16 protein-coding genes are annotated in these 15,063 nt (G+C 60.9%); 10 read left to right on the forward strand and 6 right to left on the reverse strand.

Translation table 11 applies throughout. From position 1 onward, the window contains the following. From exbD to ACP6KB_RS27400, 5 genes are all read left to right on the forward strand, one after another. On the forward strand, positions 1-426 hold the full coding sequence (exbD, locus tag ACP6KB_RS27380; protein ID WP_133213767.1) for a TonB system transport protein ExbD: 426 nt from the start codon (positions 1-3) through the stop codon (positions 424-426). Continuing rightward, positions 423-1,160 carry an energy transducer TonB gene (locus ACP6KB_RS27385; RefSeq protein WP_442110894.1) on the forward strand — a complete coding sequence of 246 codons (738 nt, stop codon included), beginning with the start codon at positions 423-425 and terminating at the stop codon, positions 1,158-1,160. Before exbD ends, ACP6KB_RS27385 begins: the two co-directional genes overlap by 4 nt. Before the next feature lie 93 nt (positions 1,161-1,253). Next, the gene (locus ACP6KB_RS27390) at positions 1,254-2,174 is read left to right on the forward strand and encodes a LysR substrate-binding domain-containing protein (protein WP_442110896.1); all 921 of its coding nucleotides are present in this window, start codon (positions 1,254-1,256) and stop codon (positions 2,172-2,174) included. A 9-nt stretch (positions 2,175-2,183) separates the two neighbouring features. Next, complete coding sequence (recG, locus tag ACP6KB_RS27395) at positions 2,184-4,259, forward strand: ATP-dependent DNA helicase RecG (protein ID WP_442110897.1); 2,076 nt, start codon at positions 2,184-2,186, stop codon at positions 4,257-4,259. Positions 4,260-4,337: 78 nt separating this feature from the next. Then, positions 4,338-5,738, forward strand: a complete 1,401-nt coding sequence (locus ACP6KB_RS27400; protein WP_442110899.1) for an aminoacyl-tRNA deacylase and HDOD domain-containing protein — start codon at positions 4,338-4,340, stop codon at positions 5,736-5,738. Between the two features lie 23 nt (positions 5,739-5,761). On the opposite strand, the gene ACP6KB_RS27405 is transcribed toward ACP6KB_RS27400, so the two are convergent. From ACP6KB_RS27405 to ACP6KB_RS27420, 4 genes are all read right to left on the reverse strand, one after another. After that, positions 5,762-6,136: a helicase gene (locus tag ACP6KB_RS27405; protein ID WP_442110901.1), complete on the reverse strand. Its 375-nt coding sequence runs from the start codon at positions 6,134-6,136 to the stop codon at positions 5,762-5,764. A gap of 273 nt (positions 6,137-6,409) precedes the next feature. Further along, positions 6,410-6,685, reverse strand: coding sequence for an HU family DNA-binding protein (locus tag ACP6KB_RS27410; RefSeq protein WP_133213757.1), 276 nt, complete (start codon positions 6,683-6,685; stop codon positions 6,410-6,412). Between the two features lie 186 nt (positions 6,686-6,871). Then, the gene (locus ACP6KB_RS27415) at positions 6,872-8,020 is read right to left on the reverse strand and encodes an NAD(P)/FAD-dependent oxidoreductase (RefSeq protein WP_442110903.1); all 1,149 of its coding nucleotides are present in this window, start codon (positions 8,018-8,020) and stop codon (positions 6,872-6,874) included. A gap of 33 nt (positions 8,021-8,053) precedes the next feature. After that, on the reverse strand, positions 8,054-8,221 hold the full coding sequence (locus tag ACP6KB_RS27420) for a rubredoxin (RefSeq protein WP_028942479.1): 168 nt from the start codon (positions 8,219-8,221) through the stop codon (positions 8,054-8,056). A 207-nt stretch (positions 8,222-8,428) separates the two neighbouring features. Here ACP6KB_RS27420 and ACP6KB_RS27425 point away from each other — a divergent pair, with 207 nt between their 5' ends. Both ACP6KB_RS27425 and ubiA read left to right on the forward strand, forming a co-directional pair. After that, positions 8,429-8,953 carry a chorismate--pyruvate lyase family protein gene (locus ACP6KB_RS27425; RefSeq protein ID WP_442110906.1) on the forward strand — a complete coding sequence of 175 codons (525 nt, stop codon included), beginning with the start codon at positions 8,429-8,431 and terminating at the stop codon, positions 8,951-8,953. Continuing rightward, entirely contained in the window at positions 8,953-9,840 is an 888-nt protein-coding gene (gene ubiA, locus ACP6KB_RS27430; protein ID WP_442110908.1) for a 4-hydroxybenzoate octaprenyltransferase, read from the forward strand. The genes ACP6KB_RS27425 and ubiA overlap by 1 nt, the downstream gene beginning before the upstream one ends. 67 nt (positions 9,841-9,907) lie before the next feature. On the opposite strand, the gene ACP6KB_RS27435 is transcribed toward ubiA, so the two are convergent. Beyond that, a complete protein-coding gene (locus ACP6KB_RS27435; protein ID WP_442110910.1) occupies positions 9,908-10,279 on the reverse strand; it encodes a COG4315 family predicted lipoprotein in 372 nt (123 codons plus the stop codon). 145 nt (positions 10,280-10,424) lie between these two features. Between ACP6KB_RS27435 and phoB the strand changes: the two genes are divergently transcribed. The 3 genes from phoB (at position 10,425) to ACP6KB_RS27450 (ending at position 13,997) form a co-directional block, all read left to right on the forward strand. After that, entirely contained in the window at positions 10,425-11,114 is a 690-nt protein-coding gene (gene phoB, locus ACP6KB_RS27440) for a phosphate regulon transcriptional regulator PhoB (RefSeq protein ID WP_010225936.1), read from the forward strand. Between the two features lie 116 nt (positions 11,115-11,230). Further along, positions 11,231-12,541 carry a phosphate regulon sensor histidine kinase PhoR gene (phoR, locus tag ACP6KB_RS27445; protein WP_442110912.1) on the forward strand — a complete coding sequence of 437 codons (1,311 nt, stop codon included), beginning with the start codon at positions 11,231-11,233 and terminating at the stop codon, positions 12,539-12,541. Positions 12,542-12,656: 115 nt separating this feature from the next. After that, entirely contained in the window at positions 12,657-13,997 is a 1,341-nt protein-coding gene (locus ACP6KB_RS27450) for a hemolysin family protein (RefSeq protein ID WP_442110914.1), read from the forward strand. 111 nt (positions 13,998-14,108) lie between these two features. On the opposite strand, the gene ACP6KB_RS27455 is transcribed toward ACP6KB_RS27450, so the two are convergent. Next, entirely contained in the window at positions 14,109-15,005 is an 897-nt protein-coding gene (locus ACP6KB_RS27455) for a peptidoglycan DD-metalloendopeptidase family protein (RefSeq protein WP_442110915.1), read from the reverse strand. Positions 15,006-15,063: the final 58 nt, after the last annotated feature.

Genomic DNA, 15,063 nt, shown 5'->3' on the forward strand with positions numbered 1-15,063 from the left:
ATGGGCCTGCATCTTAACGAAGGTGGCGACGACCTCGCCGAGAACCACGAAATCAACGTCACGCCGTTTATCGACGTGATGTTGGTCCTGCTGATCATCTTCATGGTGGCAGCGCCTCTGGCAACCGTCGACATCAAGGTCGACCTGCCCGCCTCGACCGCCAAACCGGCGCCGAGGCCGGAGAAGCCGGTGTTCCTCAGCGTCAAGGCCGACCAGAACGTTTACGTCGGTGACGAGCAGGTCCAGCGCGATCAGCTCGGCGCCGTGCTCGACGCCAAGACCAAGGGCGACAAGGACACCACGATCTTCTTCCAGGCTGACAAAGGCGTGGATTACGGTGATCTGATGGAAGTCATGAATTCGCTGCGCGCGGCCGGTTACCTGAAAGTCGGTCTGGTCGGCCTTGAGACGGCAGCCAAGAAATGATCAAGACGCGGCATAAGCTGGCGCGTTACAGCAGTAGTCTGGCGATTGTGCTGGGTATCCATGCCGTCGCCGTGCTGCTGACGCTCAATTGGTCAGTGCCCCAAGCGATCGAACTGCCGCCAGCGGCGATGATGATCGAAATGGCGCCGATGCCTGAACCGGCACCTCCACCACCGCCTAAGGTGGTGACCCCGCCACAGCCGCCAGCGCCGGTTGAAGAACCGCCGTTGCCGAAACTGGCCGAGGCGCCAAAACCGAAAATCGCCATTGCCAAGCCGGTCAAGCCGAAGGCCAAACCGCAGCCGCCCAAGCCAGAGAAAAAGCCTGAGCCGCCGCAGGAAAAGCCTGCTGACGAAGAAGTGGTCGACACGCCGCCAAGCAACGCGCCGACGCAAAAATCCGCAGCGCCTGCGCCAAGCATCGCGACCAACAGCAATGCCCTGCCCACCTGGCAGAGCGATCTGTTGCGCCACCTGGCCAAGTACAAGCGCTACCCGGAAAACGCCCGTCGTATGCGTATGGAAGGCATCAACCGCTTGCGCTTTGTCGTCGATGGCGAGGGCAAGATCCTGTCTTACACCCTGGCCGGCGGCTCGGGCAGTGCGGCACTGGATCGGGCAACGCTGGAGATGATCCGTCGCGCCCAGCCGGTTCCACCTCCACCGAAGGAATTGCTTAACAACGGCAGCATCGAGGTGATCGCGCCTTTCGTCTACTCGCTGGACAAGCGCTAACACATTGTTTCTGTCACAACCAAGCAACTCTGATAACGTGCGTCTATCGATTGCAGCCGCTATGCTGGGGCCGCAACTTCATGGACGCACGTTATGACCCTCACAGAATTACGCTACATCGTCACCCTCGCTCAAGAACAGCACTTCGGCCATGCCGCCGAGCGCTGCCATGTCAGCCAGCCGACCCTGTCGGTGGGCGTGAAAAAGCTCGAGGACGAGCTGGGTGTACTGATCTTCGAGCGTAGCAAAAGCGCGGTACGCCTGACCCCGGTTGGCGAAGGTATCGTCGCCCAGGCCCAGAAGGTGCTTGAGCAGGCCCAGGGCATTCGCGAACTGGCCCAGGCCGGCAAGAACCAACTGACCGCGCCGCTGAAAGTCGGGGCGATCTACACGGTCGGTCCGTACTTGTTCCCGCACCTGATCCCGCAACTGCATCGGGTTGCCCCGCAGATGCCGCTGTACATCGAAGAAAACTTCACCCACATCCTGCGCGACAAGCTGCGCAATGGTGAGTTGGACGCGGTGATCATCGCGCTGCCGTTCAATGAAGCCGATGTCCTGACCCTGCCGCTGTACGATGAGCCCTTCTATGTGCTGATGCCCAGCGAGCACCCATGGACCAAGAAGCAAACCATCGACGCCAGCCTGCTGAACGACAAGAGCCTGCTGCTGCTCGGTGAAGGCCATTGCTTCCGTGATCAGGTACTCGAAGCCTGCCCGACCCTGACCAAGGGTAGCGACGGCGCCAAGCACACCACGGTTGAATCCAGCTCGCTGGAAACCATCCGTCACATGGTTGCCTCGGGCCTTGGCGTGTCGATCCTGCCGCTGTCGGCAGTGCACAGCCACCACTATGCCCCTGGGGTCATCGAAGTGCGTCCGTTGAGCCCACCGGCGCCGTTTCGCACCGTGGCGATTGCCTGGCGCGCAAGCTTCCCGCGGCCGAAAGCGATCGAGATCCTCGCCGACTCCATCCGCCTGTGCTCGGTGGCCAAACCACCAGTGAGCGCGTAGGACGTCAACATGCCGGAGTTGTCGCAGGTCTCGGTAACTGCACTGAAGGGCGTTGGCGAGGCCATGGCCGAGAAGCTGGCCAAGGTCGGCCTGGAGAACCTTCAGGACGTACTTTTCCACCTGCCCCTGCGCTATCAGGACCGCACCCGTGTGGTCCCGATCGGCGCTTTGCGCCCTGGCCAGGATGCGGTGATCGAAGGCGTTGTCAGCGGCGCCGATGTGGTCATGGGCAAGCGCCGCAGTTTGGTCGTGCGCCTGGGTGACGGCACTGGCGTACTGAGCCTGCGTTTCTACCACTTCAGCAATGCGCAAAAAGAAGGCCTGAAACGAGGCACGCACCTGCGCTGCTATGGCGAAGCCCGCCCTGGCGCCTCGGGCCTTGAGATCTACCACCCGGAATACCGCGCCCTGACCGGCGATGAACCGGTCCCGGTGGAGCAGACCCTGACGCCGATCTACCCGACCACCGAAGGCCTGACCCAGCAGCGCCTGCGCCAGCTGTGCCAACAAAGCCTGGCGATGCTCGGCCCGCGCAGCCTGCCCGACTGGTTGCCGCTGGAACTGGCCCGGGATTACCAACTGGCGCCGCTGGATGAAGCCATCCGCTACCTGCACCATCCACCGGCCGATGCCGACGTCGACGAACTTGCCGAAGGCCAGCATTGGGCCCAGCACCGCCTGGCCTTCGAAGAGCTGCTGACCCATCAGCTGTCGCAGCAACGCCTGCGCGAAAGCCTGCGTGCCCAGCGTGCACCGGTGCTGCCCAAGGCCACGCGCTTGCCCCAGCAATACCTGGCCAATCTCGGCTTTGCCCCCACCGGTGCTCAGCAACGGGTCGGCAACGAGATTGCCTACGACCTCAGCCAACCGGAGCCGATGCTGCGCCTGGTACAAGGTGACGTCGGTGCCGGGAAAACCGTGGTGGCCGCGCTGGCGGCCCTGCAAGCCCTGGAAGCGGGCTATCAGGTTGCACTGATGGCCCCCACCGAGATCCTCGCCGAACAACACTTCGCCACCTTCAAGCGCTGGTTGGAGCCGCTGGGTATTGAAGTCGCCTGGCTGGCCGGCAAGCTCAAAGGCAAAGCCCGCGCCAGTGCCCTGGAACAGATCGCCAGTGGCACACCGATGGTGGTCGGCACCCATGCGCTGTTTCAGGAAGAAGTGAAATTCCACAACCTGGCCCTGGCAATCATCGACGAGCAACACCGTTTCGGCGTTCAACAGCGCCTGGCGCTGCGCCAGAAAGGTGTGGGTGGCGAGCTGTGCCCACACCAGTTGATCATGACCGCAACGCCCATCCCACGCACCCTGGCGATGAGTGCCTACGCCGATCTGGACACCTCGATCCTCGACGAGCTGCCGCCCGGGCGCACGCCGGTCAACACCGTCCTGGTCGCTGACAGCCGTCGCTTCGAAGTGGTCGAGCGGGTACGCGCGGCGTGCGCGGAAGGGCGTCAGGCTTACTGGGTGTGTACGCTGATCGAAGAGTCGGAAGAACTCACCTGCCAGGCCGCAGAAACCACATTCGAAGAACTGGGTAGCGCCTTGGGCGAGTTGCGTGTCGGCCTGATTCACGGGCGCATGAAGCCTGCCGAAAAGGCAGCGGTGATGGCCGAGTTCAAACAAGGCAACCTACAGTTGCTGGTCGCGACCACGGTGATCGAGGTGGGCGTCGATGTGCCCAACGCCAGCCTGATGATCATCGAGAACCCCGAACGCCTGGGCCTGGCCCAGTTGCACCAGCTGCGCGGGCGGGTCGGACGCGGCAGCGCCGTGAGCCACTGTGTACTGCTCTACCACCCGCCGCTGTCACAGATTGGCCGCGAACGCCTGGGGATCATGCGCGAAACCAACGACGGCTTTATCATCGCCGAGAAAGACCTTGAGCTGCGCGGTCCCGGTGAAATGCTCGGAACACGCCAGACCGGCCTGCTGCAGTTCAAGGTGGCCGACCTGATGCGTGATGCCGACCTGTTGCCGGCGGTACGCGATGCCGCCCAAGCGCTGCTGGCTCGCTGGCCGGAGCATGTCAGTCCGCTACTGGACCGCTGGCTGCGTCACGGCCAGCAATATGGCCAGGTGTGACCCTTGTCTCAAATTGGATCCAGCTCGAGGTTGAAGCTGGTTATACTCTTGCGAACCTAAAACCTCTGGATACAGACAATGACTGAAGTTGCCTTGGACACCGCAACCCCCCACGCTCCGTCTGTTATCCGGCTGTTGCTGGAAAAGCTCGGTATTGCCTACCGGGAAGTACTCGATCATCCGCACTTGCTGCCTGAGCGCAAAGTCCAGGCCGTCTTGCTCGACGACGCGGTCGGCGCCCTGATGGTGCTGTTCCCGCAGAACCAGCTACTGGACCTTAACCGCCTCACTGAACTGACCGGCCGTAAGCTGGCTGCCGTGCCCCTGGATCGCCTCAAGACCATGCTGGACAAGCACACGCTGAAGATCCTGCCCGGCATTCCAGCGCTGACCAGCTCGCCGTGCCTGTATGAAGAGAGCCTGCTCGAACCCGAGAAGCTACTGGTCCACTCTGGCGAAGCGCACCTGTGGCTGGAAATTGAGCGGGACGATTTCAAGAAGATGTTGAGCAAGGCCAGCGCGGGCAATTTCGGTGAGCCAGTGGCGCGCATCCGCCCCAACCTCGATCGCCCAACCGACGACCGCGCGGAAATCTCCCAGGCGGTCCAGGTCTTTACCGCCCGGCGTATTCAACAGCGCCTGGAAAACACCATCGAGATTCCGCCACTGGCAGAAACGGCGCAGAAGATCATCAAGCTGCGGGTTGATCCCAACGCGACAATCGACGACATCACCGGCGTGGTCGAGACCGACCCGGCCCTGGCTGCACAAGTGGTCAGCTGGGCGGCGTCACCCTACTACGCCTCACCGGGCAAGATTCGCTCGGTAGAAGACGCCATTGTGCGCGTGCTGGGTTTTGATCTGGTGATCAACCTGGCGCTGGGCCTGGCCCTGGGCAAAACCCTGAGCCTGCCCAAAGACCACCCGCAGCAAGCCACGCCGTACTGGCAGCAGTCGATCTACACCGCCGCAGTGATTGAGGGCCTGACCCGTGCCATTCCACGGGCAGAACGCCCGGAAGCCGGGCTGACCTACCTGGCCGGGCTGCTGCACAACTTTGGCTACCTGCTGTTGGCGCATGTCTTCCCGCCGCACTTCTCGCTGATCTGCCGTCACCTGGAGGTCAACCCGCACCTGTGCCACAGCTACATCGAGCAGCACCTGCTGGGTATCAGCCGCGAACAGATCGGTGCCTGGTTGATGCGCTTCTGGGACATGCCTGATGAGTTGGCCACCGCGCTGCGCTTCCAGCACGATCCTTACTACGATGGCGAACATGCCGCCTTCCCGAACCTGGCGTGCCTGGCCGTGCGCCTGTTGCGCGCCCGAGGCATCGGCTCGGGCCCTGATGAGCCGATTCCGGACGAGCTGCTGCAACGCCTGAACATCTCCCGCGACAAGGCAGAAGATGTGGTCACCAAAGTGCTAGAGGCCGAGGCGCTGCTGCGCGAGCTGGCCTCGCAGTTCAACCAGCACTGATCAGCACAGGCCTGAGCCTAGGCTCAGGCCTTTTTCTTCGGTTTCAGGTACTTCATCAGGCCCTGGAACCAGATCACCAGCGCCGGATTGCCCTTGATCTGGATGCTCTTGTCCTGAATCCCCTGCATAAATGCCAACTGCTTGTTCTTCGCTTGCAAGGTGGCAAAGCCGAAGGCTGCGTCTTTGAAGGCGATGGCAAATGCCGGCTGCGGGTGGACGCCAGACTGGCTGTTGATGCGCATGTCTTTGACGATGAAGTGGCGCGCGACCTTACCGTCGAGCGTCTGCAGCTGGAAAACCAGATCCTTGTCGGTCAGCTGCTGCTGAAACGCCGGGTTCTGACGGCTGGCCTTGGCCATCAGCAAGCCCATGGCCCAAAGGAGAAAGCGAAACTTCATGTGCACGCCTCGGCTAAAAAATGACTGGCGAAGCAGTTTATAGTCTCGCTACAAAAACACCATACTTTGCCGCACATTTCGCGACGTTCATCGCCGTTTACATCTTTGTGGGAGCGGGCTTGCCCCGCGATGCGATGTTGGCTGACACACCGCTATCGCGGGGCAAGCCCGCTCCCACAGGTGGTGCAAGACAGGTACTCCTATCAAGCGCCCATAAAAAACGGGCACCGTCGCCGGTGCCCGTTTCTCAATGCAGTCAATCGGTGCGAGGCATCACGGATTGACGCTGTCCTTCAGGGATTTGCCTGGCTTGAAGGCAACCGTGTTGCTGGCTTTGATTTTTACCGGCTCACCGGTTTGCGGGTTCTTGCCGGTACGGGCACCGCGATGACGCTGCACGAAGGTACCGAAACCGACCAGCGTCACACTGTCTTTACGATGCAGGGCGCCGGTGATTTCTTCGAGTACGGCGTTAAGCACGCGATTGGCTTGCTCTTTGGTGAGATCGGCCTTTTCAGCGATAGCTGCGGCGAGTTCTGGTTTGCGCATAGTGAAGCCTCTTTGACGGTTTTTTGTTGTTATGCCGTGCTGCCCTTCAGGACAGCGCCCAAGGCACCGCAGGCTCTAAACTGCGGCAGACGGGAGTGAGGATGGCATGCTGTCGGGGGCCGCGCCAGTCTCTGGACGGCCATTGTTGAGGCAATAACAGGGGAAATCCGACAGAACGCCCGCTATTTACGCCATTAGCGCCGGAAGTTGCCGATTTAGAGCCAGTTTCTCCATCACCGCCGAGCCGGTCAGGGCATAGCCCAGCAGGTTGCCATCAGCATCGTGGCACAGCACTTTGAGGTCTGTACCCTGGCCTTCAACCTGCCATGTGCCTTCACGGCCATGGGGTGGCGGCGACACCACCAACGGGCACGCCGGGGTTTTCACGGTCACCGGCATAGGGCCATAGGCAACGCTCGTTGGATGACCGGCCAGGGTTTGCGCCAATGCCCGCGCGCAGCTCATCAGGGGCATGACGTAGAGCAGGTTGAGGCCATCGACTTCGGCACAATCGCCCAACGCGTAGATGTTGGCATGCGAGGTACGCAGCTGGCGGTCGACCACCACGCCACGATTCACCTGCAAGCCGGCAGCGGCGGCCAGATCGATACGCGGGCGCAGGCCAACGGCTGAAACCACCAGGTCGCAGGCGATAACAGTGCCATCGCTCAGATGCGCCTCCAGAGCGTCGCCAATGCGCTGCAAACGGTTAAGCACGGGGCCAAGATGGAAACGCACGCCAAGCCCTTGCAACCCAGCCTGCACGGCGCCAGCGGCCGCAGGATGGAGCAAGGTCGGCATGACCTGCTCGCAGGGCGCTACCAGATCAACCTGAAAACCACCCAGGCTCATGTCGTTGGCAAACTCGCAGCCGATCAACCCGGCACCGAGAATCAACACGCGCTGCTTGCCAGCGGCAGCGGCGCGAAAGCGTGCGTAATCTTCCAGATCGTTGATCGGGAAGATCGCGTCGGCCGCATCACCCGCAACGGGCACCTGAACGGTTTGCGCGCCCCACGCCAGGACCAGGTCACGGTAAGCCACCTGTTCCTCACCAATCCACAGGCGCTTATGGCCCGGATCGATGCCGCTGATGCGGGTGTGCGTACGCACTTCGGCGTTGAGCTGCTCGGCCATGGCGCCGGGTTCGGCCATGCTCAGGCCATCAGCATCCTTGTTCTTGGCAAAGCCGGTGGACAGCATCGGCTTGGAATAGGAACGGCCGTCATCGGCGGTAATCAACAGCAACGGCGTGTCGCTGTCGTGTTTGCGAAATTCGCGGGCCAGGTTGTAGCCCGCCAACCCTGTACCCACAATTACCACCGGTGCCGTCATGCCTTGTGTCCTTGCATCCTGATTAAAGAGTGATCAGCCGATGGCGATCATTTCGAAGTCCATCTTGCCCACGCCACAATCCGGGCACAGCCAGTCTGCCGGTACGTCTTCCCAACGGGTGCCCGGGGCAATACCGTCATCAGGCCAGCCTTCAGCCTCGTCGTAGATCAGACCGCACACAATACACTGCCACTTTTTCATTACGCACTTCCTCAACAGACCCAGGCATTGGAGGGGTCGCTCTTGGATAAATTACAGTGGCGACCCGCTAAGGAGGGGCTTTGTACTGGAGCCAGGTGCCAGCATGCAAGCCGGATCGGGCAATCATGCTAAGCTCGCGGTCTCTTTGGCCTGTTAATCCATACCATCGTGCCGTACGAAACATCGCAAGCGCCCGCTGCAGAATGGTTGCAGTACTCTCAGGTAGCAGACAGCACAACGCCTGCACTCCTTGACTGGTTGTTCGATCAAGGGTCACTGACGCGTCGCCTGACTCGATTATCCGCCGATCACTTTTCTGTTACACCCCTTTGCGAGGGCTGGCAGCCGCTGCGTGATGACGAGTGTCAAGCGCTCGACCTGCCGCCCGGCAGCGAAGGCTGGGTGCGCGAAGTGTACTTGCGTGGTCACGGCCAGGCCTGGGTATTCGCCCGTAGTGTTGCCGCGCGCAGTGCCCTGGAGCGCGGCGGGCTGGATATGGAGGCGCTGGGCAGCCGCTCGCTGGGCGAACTATTGTTCTGCGACCAGGCGTTCACCCGCCGTGCCATTGAGGTCTGCCACTATCCCCGCGGCTGGCTGCCAAGTGCAGACGCCAGCGACACACTCTGGGGGCGGCGCTCGCGCTTTGATCGCGGCGAGTTGAGCATTCTGGTTGCCGAAGTCTTCCTGCCATCACTGTGGCAGGCCGCTGAGATCACCGGGGAGATCCGCTGATGTACCTGCAGCTGCTCAAGTCGTTCAATCGTCTGCACCCTCGGGCCTGGGACTTCATTCAGCTAAGCCGCATGGATCGTCCGATCGGTATCTATCTGCTGCTGTGGCCCACCCTCTCAGCCGTATGGATCGCCGCCAAGGGTTCGCCAACCCTGGCCAATGTGCTGATTTTCACCCTTGGCGTGGTGCTGATGCGCGCCGCCGGCTGTGCCATCAATGACTTTGCCGACCGCAAGGTCGATGGCCATGTCAAACGCACCGCCGAGCGTCCGCTGGCGGCCGGCAAGATCAAGGCCCGCGAGGCCTTGGTGCTGTTTGCCGTGCTGGTGGGCGTGAGTTTCTTGCTGGTGCTGTGCACCAATGCCCAGACGGTGTGGCTGTCCTTCGGCGCGGTGGCGTTGGCCGCCTGTTACCCGTTCATGAAGCGTTACACCTACTACCCGCAAGTGGTACTCGGGGCCGCTTATTCCTGGGGCATTCCCATGGCCTTCACCGCCGCCACCGGTGAACTGCCTGCCATCGCCTGGCTGCTGTACATCGCCAACCTGCTGTGGACGGTGGGTTATGACACCTACTACGCCATGGTCGACCGCGATGACGACCTGAAAATCGGTGTGAAGTCTACAGCGATCCTGTTCGGTGAAGCCGATCGGGCAATCATCCTGACCCTGCAGGTGCTGTCGTTGGCGTGTTTGCTGCTGGCCGGCAACCGCTTTGAGCTGGGTGGCTGGTTCCATCTGGGGCTGGTAGCGGCGCTGGTGTGCTTTGTCTGGGAGTTCTGGTCGACCCGCAAGCTGGACCGCGAGTCGTGCTTCAAGGCGTTCCTGCACAACCACTGGGCGGGGTTGCTGGTATTTGTCGGGATTGTGCTGGATTACAGTTTTTGATGTGTCGCGGGGCAAGCCAGCTCCCACAGAGCCTGTAGGAGCGGGCTTGCCCCGCGATCAGAAACTGCTACTTAATCACGTGCCAAACATCTTTCATGCCGTCACCGGTCATGTCACCGGCTTTCTTGTCCTTGATGAAGGTGTACACCGGCTTGCCTTTGTAGGCCCATTGCATTGAGCCGTCGTCGCGCTTGATCTGCGTCCAGCCCTCTTCGGCCGTATCTCCCGCTTTGACCATCAACGGTGGCCAGTTCTTGGCACACTCGCCGTTGCACATGGACTTGCCGTCAGAGTCCTTGTCAAAGGTGTAGAGCGTCATGCCCGCATGATCGACCATCATCCCGTCTTTCATCATGGCATGATGGGCCGAGGCTATCCCTGGCAACGCCAGTGCCACCGCAGCGAAAAGCGTCATCCAGTTCAGCGTATGTCGTGTCATTGGATCCACCGTGTTTCTCGGGAGAGGGAATTTAAGCCTAGCTCAGTAACAGAATGTTGCTGGAAGCGTCACACCCTGTCACACGACTGCAATAATTCCGTTATCTAATGCGGGCCAAGACACCTGAACGGGAAGAGGTTTGAACATGGTTGGCAGAAACATTCTGATCGTTGACGACGAAGCGCCAATCCGCGAGATGATCGCCGTTGCATTGGAAATGGCCGGCTATGACTGCCTGGAGGCAGAGAACTCGCAGCAGGCCCACGCCATCATCGTTGACCGCAAGCCGGACCTGATCCTGCTCGACTGGATGCTTCCGGGCACCTCGGGTATCGAACTGGCCCGCCGCCTCAAGCGCGATGAGCTGACCGGTGATATCCCGATCATCATGCTCACTGCCAAGGGCGAGGAAGACAACAAGATCCAGGGCCTGGAAGTCGGTGCAGACGACTACATCACCAAACCGTTCTCGCCGCGCGAGCTGGTGGCCCGCCTAAAGGCTGTACTGCGCCGTGCCGGCCCCAGTGATGGCGAAGCACCGATCGAAGTCGGTGGCCTGCTCCTCGACCCCATCAGTCACCGCGTCACCATCGATGGCAAACCTGCGGAAATGGGCCCGACCGAATACCGCCTGCTGCAGTTCTTCATGACCCACCAGGAACGCGCCTATACCCGTGGGCAACTGCTCGATCAGGTCTGGGGCGGCAACGTGTATGTCGAAGAACGCACCGTCGATGTGCATATCCGTCGCTTGCGCAAAGCGCTGGGTGACGCCTACGAGAATCTGGTACAAACGGTACGCGGCACCGGCTACCGGTTCTCAACTAAAAGTTGATTCAAGCGGCAAGCTGTAAGCTGCAAGCCTCAAGAAAGAGCAAAAGCAATACGCGATCCGCTTCAATCTTGCAGCGTGTAGCTTGCAACTTGTAGCTGATCCGCTAAGGATCCAAATTGAACCAAAATTGGCATGGCACCCTGATTCGCCACATGCTGCTGTTGATCACCGTCTGCCTGCTGGTCGGTCTGGTCAGCGGCTATTACGGCTGGAGCCTGGCCGTGGGCCTGGCGCTGTACCTGGGCTGGACGCTGAAACAGCTGCTGCGCCTGCATGAGTGGCTACGCCTGCACAAACCAGATGAAGCGCCCCCCGACGGCTACGGTTTGTGGGGTGAGGTATTCGACAGCATCTATCACCTGCAACGCCGCGATCAGCGTGTGCGCGGGCGACTGCAGGCGGTGATCGACCGTGTACAGGAGTCCACCGCCGCGCTCCGGGATGCGGTGATCATGCTCGACAGTGACGGCAACCTGGAATGGTGGAACCGTGCTGCCGAAACATTACTGGGTCTGAAAACCCCGCAAGACAGCGGCCAGCCGGTCACCAACCTGGTGCGCCACCCGCGCTTCAAGGAGTACTTCGAGCAGGAGAATTACCTTGAACCGCTGGAGATTCCTTCACCAATCAACGACCGCCTGCGCGTTCAGCTGCATATCACCCGCTACGGCAACAACGAGCACCTGATGCTGGTACGCGATGTCACGCGCATCCACCAGCTTGAACAGATGCGCAAGGACTTCGTCGCCAACGTCTCCCATGAGCTACGCACGCCGCTGACGGTGATCGCCGGTTACCTGGAAACCCTGCTCGATAATGTCGAAGACGTGAACCCTCGCTGGGTTCGGGCCTTGCAGCAAATGCAGCAGCAAGGCGGACGCATGCAGACCCTGCTCAACGACCTGCTGCTACTGGCCAAACTGGAAGCCACCGATTACCCCTCGGACAATCAACCCGTGGCCGTTGACGCCTTGCTGCAATCGATCAAGGGCGACGCGCAGGCCTTGTCGGGCCAGCGCAATCAACGCATCACCCTGGAAGCCACACCGGGAATTTTCCTCAAGGGCAGTGAGGCAGAGCTGCGCAGTGCGTTCTCCAACCTGATTTTCAATGCGGTCAAATACACCCAGGACGAAGGGCAGATCCGCATTCGCTGGTGGAACGACGAACAGGGCGCGCACCTGAGCGTCCAGGATTCGGGGATTGGCATCGACGCCAAGCACCTGCCGCGCTTGACTGAGCGTTTTTACCGGGTCGACTCCAGCCGAGCGTCCAATACCGGCGGTACCGGCCTGGGGTTGGCGATCGTCAAGCACGTACTGTTGCGTCATCGCGCACGCTTAGAGATCAGTAGCGTACCCGGGCATGGCAGCACCTTTACCTGCCATTTTTCCCCCGCCCAGATTGCCCAACGCGTGGCCTCTTGAGGCCCCGCCCCTAGGCAATTGCGCCCTCACCCGCTACATTGGCGAACCTGTGCCAGCGAATGCTGGCACCGTATTTCTCTCTTTTTTCAGATGACGGACCCCGTAAAAATCCATCATGGACCCTTCCCCTGGTATTAGCCTCGCGTCACTTTTCGCCGATTTCGGCATGATTCTTTTTGCTTTCCTGCTGGTGCTGCTCAACGGTTTCTTCGTTGCGGCCGAGTTTGCCATGGTCAAATTGCGCTCGACGCGTGTCGAGTCGATTGCCGAGCAACATGGCTGGCGGGGGCAGATCCTGCGCACCGTCCACAATCAGCTGGATGCCTACCTTTCGGCCTGCCAACTGGGTATCACCCTGGCCTCGCTGGGCCTGGGTTGGGTGGGTGAGCCGGCCTTCGCACACCTGCTGGAGCCCATGCTGGCGGCGATTGGTGTGCAATCGCCAGAAGTGATCAAGGCGGTGTCGTTCTTCAGCGCCTTCTTCGTGATTTCCTACCTGCACATTGTGGTCGGTGAGCTGGCGCCCAAGTCGTGGGCGATTCGCAAACCTGAGCTGCTGTCGCTGTGGACTGCCGTGCCGTTGTACCTGTTCTACTGGCTGATGTACCCGGCCATCTACCTGCTCAACGCCAGCGCCAACGCCATCTTGCGCATCGCTGGCCAAGGTGAGCCCGGGCCGCACCACGAGCACCATTACAGCCGCGAAGAACTGAAACTGATTCTGCACTCCAGTCGTGGCCATGACCCGAGCGACCAAGGCATGCGCGTATTGGCTTCGGCCGTGGAAATGGGTGAGCTTGAGGTGGTCGATTGGGCCAACTCCCGCGAAGACATGGTGTTCCTGGACGCTCATGCGCCGCTCAAAGAAATCCTGGCGATGTTCCGCCGCCACAAATTCAGCCGTTACCCGGTGTTCGATGCCGAGCGGGGTGAGTTTATCGGCTTGCTGCACATCAAGGACCTGCTGCTGGAGTTGGCCGACCTGGACCACCTTCCGGCGTCGTTCAACCTGGCCGAACTGACCCGGCCGCTGGAGCGCGTGTCCCGGCACATGCCGTTGTCGCATTTGCTCGAGCAGTTCCGTAAAGGCGGCGCGCACTTTGCCCTGGTCGAAGAAGCTGATGGCAAGGTCATTGGCTACCTGACCATGGAAGATGTGCTGGAAGTGCTGGTTGGCGACATCCAGGACGAACACCGCAAGGCCGAACGCGGCATCCTCGCCTACCAGCCCGGCAAGTTGCTGGTCCGTGGTGATACACCACTGTTCAAGGTCGAGCGTCTGCTTGGTGTCGACCTCGACCATATCGAGGCAGAAACCCTGGCGGGCCTGGTTTACGAGACGCTCAAGCGCGTACCGGAAGAAGAAGAAGTGCTGGAAGTCGAAGGCCTGCGCATCATCATCAAGAAGATGAAAGGCCCGAAAATTGTCCTGGCCAAGGTGCTCAAGCTCGATTGAACCGCCGGTGGGAGCGGGCTTGCTGTGGGAGCGGGCTTGCCCCGCGATTGCGGTGTGTCAGCTACATCGTATCGCGGGGCAAGCCCGCTCCTACAGTGACTGATCCTGCAGTCAGGGGTTGCCGGCAGTAAAGTTCGGCAATCCCCCGACAGCTTGGTTGAACTGGAACGGAATCGACTCCAGCGCCAGCCCGACGTTGCGTTGTATGACAAAGTGCAGGTGCGGGCCAGTGCTGTTGCCGGTGTTGCCCGACTTCGCCAACGGTGTTCCGTACACTACTGACTGCCCCTCACGGACCACCACCGACCCACGCATCAGGTGCAGGTAAACCCCCATCGTGCCGTCATCATGCAAGATGCGCACAAAGTTGCCTGACGGGTGCGTACCCCGCCCACTCTGGTTGTTCTCAGTCTTGATCACCACACCCGCCCGTGAGGCAATGATTGGCGTCCCTTCAGGCATGGCGATGTCCATGGCATAGCGCCCTTTCGGCCCAAAATGGCTGTATTGCCCGTTCGGCCCCTGGGTCAGGCGAAATGGCCCGCCGCGCCACGGCACCGGGTAGCGGTAGGCCAGCTGGCGCTGCTTGGGGTTGCCCAGGGCAAAAGTGAACTTCTCCTGGTAACCCACCGGCTGCCCCGGCTGCTGCGCGTTGACCACCGTCAGCACCACTGCTGCACGCGCTGGCACCACCCGCCGAACCAACCGTGTAGCACCGCCTTTGGCGTTGCTCAGGCGCTCCAGACGCAGTTCCACCTCCACCGGCGCGTAAGTGTCGTTACGCGCACTGAAGCTCACGCCGCCGGTGAACGTGATGGCATGCAGTTTCACCTGGCGTTCCAGCTGCTCGACCATTCGATCGCGAAAAACCAGCGGCTGCGAGTCCGGCATGGGCCGGTCAGAGTACGAGACCACACCGTAGGCATCGGTGCTTTTGAAGATCGGAGTGGCCAAGGCCGGGCCACACGCCACGAGCAAGGCACAAAACAGCAGCGAGCGTGCTGGCATGATGGTGGCTTTTTGACAGTTGATATCTGTCGAAGACTAGCAGCAGATTTTGCCGTGA

The organism is Pseudomonas sp. NUPR-001 (genome assembly GCF_052147955.1).
Classification (GTDB): Bacteria; Pseudomonadota; Gammaproteobacteria; order Pseudomonadales; family Pseudomonadaceae; genus Aquipseudomonas.

Excerpts from the sequence above, each read along its gene's own strand:
- ACP6KB_RS27450 (WP_442110914.1), top strand. The coding sequence starts at position 12,657 with ATGGACCCTTCCCCTGGTATTAGCCTCGCGTCACTTTTCGCCGATTTC.
- ACP6KB_RS27400 (WP_442110899.1), top strand. The coding sequence starts at position 4,338 with ATGACTGAAGTTGCCTTGGACACCGCAACCCCCCACGCTCCGTCTGTT.
- ubiA (WP_442110908.1), top strand. The coding sequence starts at position 8,953 with ATGTACCTGCAGCTGCTCAAGTCGTTCAATCGTCTGCACCCTCGGGCC.
- ACP6KB_RS27420 (WP_028942479.1), bottom strand. The coding sequence starts at position 8,221 with ATGAAAAAGTGGCAGTGTATTGTGTGCGGTCTGATCTACGACGAGGCT.
- exbD (WP_133213767.1), top strand. The coding sequence starts at position 1 with ATGGGCCTGCATCTTAACGAAGGTGGCGACGACCTCGCCGAGAACCAC.
- phoB (WP_010225936.1), top strand. The coding sequence starts at position 10,425 with ATGGTTGGCAGAAACATTCTGATCGTTGACGACGAAGCGCCAATCCGC.
- ACP6KB_RS27410 (WP_133213757.1), bottom strand. The coding sequence starts at position 6,685 with ATGCGCAAACCAGAACTCGCCGCAGCTATCGCTGAAAAGGCCGATCTC.
- ACP6KB_RS27435 (WP_442110910.1), bottom strand. The coding sequence starts at position 10,279 with ATGACACGACATACGCTGAACTGGATGACGCTTTTCGCTGCGGTGGCA.
- ACP6KB_RS27405 (WP_442110901.1), bottom strand. The coding sequence starts at position 6,136 with ATGAAGTTTCGCTTTCTCCTTTGGGCCATGGGCTTGCTGATGGCCAAG.
- ACP6KB_RS27390 (WP_442110896.1), top strand. The coding sequence starts at position 1,254 with ATGACCCTCACAGAATTACGCTACATCGTCACCCTCGCTCAAGAACAG.
- ACP6KB_RS27385 (WP_442110894.1), top strand. The coding sequence starts at position 423 with ATGATCAAGACGCGGCATAAGCTGGCGCGTTACAGCAGTAGTCTGGCG.
- ACP6KB_RS27455 (WP_442110915.1), bottom strand. The coding sequence starts at position 15,005 with ATGCCAGCACGCTCGCTGCTGTTTTGTGCCTTGCTCGTGGCGTGTGGC.
- ACP6KB_RS27415 (WP_442110903.1), bottom strand. The coding sequence starts at position 8,020 with ATGACGGCACCGGTGGTAATTGTGGGTACAGGGTTGGCGGGCTACAAC.
- recG (WP_442110897.1), top strand. The coding sequence starts at position 2,184 with ATGCCGGAGTTGTCGCAGGTCTCGGTAACTGCACTGAAGGGCGTTGGC.